Consider the following 2,354-nt stretch of genomic DNA (forward strand, 5'->3'; position numbering starts at 1 on the left):
GGCGAACAGCCGGCGGTTCGCCGGCAGCCCGACCAGTCCGGTGGTTCACCGGCCGGGCGACACCCTTTCAGGGGCGGCGGTTCGCCGCCCCTGAAGTGTGTCCGGGGGTTGACAGTCCCTCGACAGGGACGACGACGACTTCCCCGGCGCAGCGACGCCGCCGGATGGGTGAGCGGCCCGGCGTTGGGTGGCCGGAAGCGCGATTTCCGACGGACGCCGTCGTGACGCAACGAATCACATCCGGGAACCGCCCAGACGCAACGAATCTTCGGTCTGCGCAACTCTCGGTGGTGGATCCTGCCGCTGACGCCGCATAACGTTGAGTCACGGCGCCAGCCCGTGGGCCACGGTGGCCGGGCGCGCCCGACCCCTGGGAGCAGGACAATGACGATGGACGCCACCAGCCAGCGCCTGTTGATGTGCCGGCCGACGTACTTCGCCGTCGACTACGCCATCAACCCCTGGATGGACCCGAGCGCGCCGGTCGACGCCGCGCTGGCCGTCCGGCAGTGGGAGCAGCTGCGCCAGACGTACCGTGACCTGGGCCACACCGTCGAGGAGATCACTCCGGTGCCCGGCCTGCCCGACATGGTCTTCGCCGCCAACGGCGGCACCGTGATCGACGGCAAGGCGATGGCGGTGCAGTTCCGTGACCCGCAGCGCGCCGACGAGGCGCCGGCGTACCGGGCCTGGTTCGAGGCCGCCGGCTTCGAGATGTACGACCCGAAGCACGTCAACGAGGGCGAGGGCGACGTCCTGCTGGCCGGTGACCACCTGCTCGCCGGCACCGGCTTCCGCACGGCACACGCCGCACACGCCCAGTTGCAGGAGGTCTTCGGCTACCCGGTGATCACCATGCAACTGGTCGACCCGCGCTTCTACCACCTGGACACCGCGCTGACGGTGCTCGACGAGCGGACCGTGGCGTACCTGCCCGAGGCGTTCTCCCCGGGCAGCCGGGCGGTGCTGCGCCGGCTCTTCCCCGACGCGGTGCACGCCACCATGGCCGACGCCGAGGTGCTGGGGCTGAACGCGGTCAGCGACGGGCGGCACGTGGTGCTGCCCGCGCAGGCCACCGACCTGGCCGCCAAGCTGCGCGACCGGGGCTACGAAACCATCGGTGTCGACCTGTCCGAGCTGCGTAAGGCCGGCGGCGGACCGAAGTGCTGCACGCTGCGACTCCGTCAGGGAAAGGCAAGCAAGTGATAGTGGATGACATCCTGCGGACGCCGGGAGCGGTCCGGGACGCCGAGCGCTGGACGGCGCACAACTACCACCCGCTGCCGGTGGTGATCTCGTCCGCCGAGGGCGCGTGGCTCACCGACGTGGACGGCAAGCGCTACCTGGACTGCCTGGCCGGCTACTCCGCGCTGAACTTCGGTCACCGGCATCCGCAGCTGATCGCCGCCGCGCACGCCCAGCTGGACCGGCTCACGCTGACCAGCCGGGCGTTCATCCACGACCAGTTCGCCGACTTCTGCCGGGAGCTGGCCGAGCTGTGCGGCAAGGACCTCGTGCTGCCGATGAACACCGGCGCCGAGGCGGTGGAGACCGGCATCAAGGTGGCCCGCAAGTGGGGCTACCAGGTCAAGGGCGTGGCCCCCGGGCAGGCCAACATCGTGGTCGCCGAGGGCAACTTCCATGGGCGGACCACCACCATCGTCAGCTTCTCCACCGACGAGGACGCCCGCGCCGACTTCGGGCCGTACACCCCGGGCTTCACTGTCGTGCCGTACGGCGACCTGGACGCGCTGACCGCCGCGATCGACGAGAACACGGTGGCAGTGCTGCTGGAGCCGATCCAGGGTGAGCAGGGTGTGGTGGTGCCGCCGGAGGGCTACCTGCCCGGCGTACGGCAGGTCTGCACCGAGCGCGACGTGCTGTTCATCGCCGACGAGATCCAGTCCGGTCTGGGGCGTACCGGCGCGACCTTCGCCTGTGACCACGAGGGCGTCGTGCCCGACATGTACCTGCTGGGCAAGGCACTGGGCGGTGGCATCGTGCCGGTGTCCGCAGTGGCCGCGAACGCGGACGTGCTCGGCGTGCTCAAGCCGGGCCAGCACGGCTCCACCTTCGGCGGCAACCCGCTCGCCTGCGCGGTGGCGGTCGAGGTGGTCCGGCTGCTGGCCACCGGCGAGTTCCAGCGCCGCTCGGCCGAGCTGGGTGAGCGGTTGCGGGCCGGCCTGGAAGGGCTGGTCGGCAAGGGCCTGGTCGGGGTACGCGTCCGTGGCCTGTGGGCCGGTCTGGACATCGACCCGGCGCTGATGAGCGGCCGGGAGGCGTGCGAGCGACTGATGGCGCGCGGAATCCTCGCCAAGGACACCCACGGCTCCACCATCCGGCTCGCCCCACCG

Annotated in this window: 2 protein-coding genes; both read left to right on the forward strand. The window is 71.1% G+C overall.

The window, feature by feature from the left end:
* The first annotated feature begins 390 nt into the window (after window positions 1-390).
* Window positions 391-1,206 carry a dimethylargininase gene (gene ddaH / locus KBX53_RS29940; protein ID WP_030333058.1) on the forward strand — a complete coding sequence of 272 codons (816 nt, stop codon included), beginning with the start codon at window positions 391-393 and terminating at the stop codon, window positions 1,204-1,206.
* The coding region (gene rocD / locus KBX53_RS29945) for an ornithine--oxo-acid transaminase (protein ID WP_210863023.1) at window positions 1,206-2,354 on the forward strand (1,149 nt) is incomplete at its 3' end. The genes ddaH and rocD, both read left to right, overlap by 1 nt.

The organism is Micromonospora sp. M51 (assembly GCF_018070305.1).
GTDB lineage: Bacteria > Actinomycetota > Actinomycetes > Mycobacteriales > Micromonosporaceae > Micromonospora > Micromonospora parva.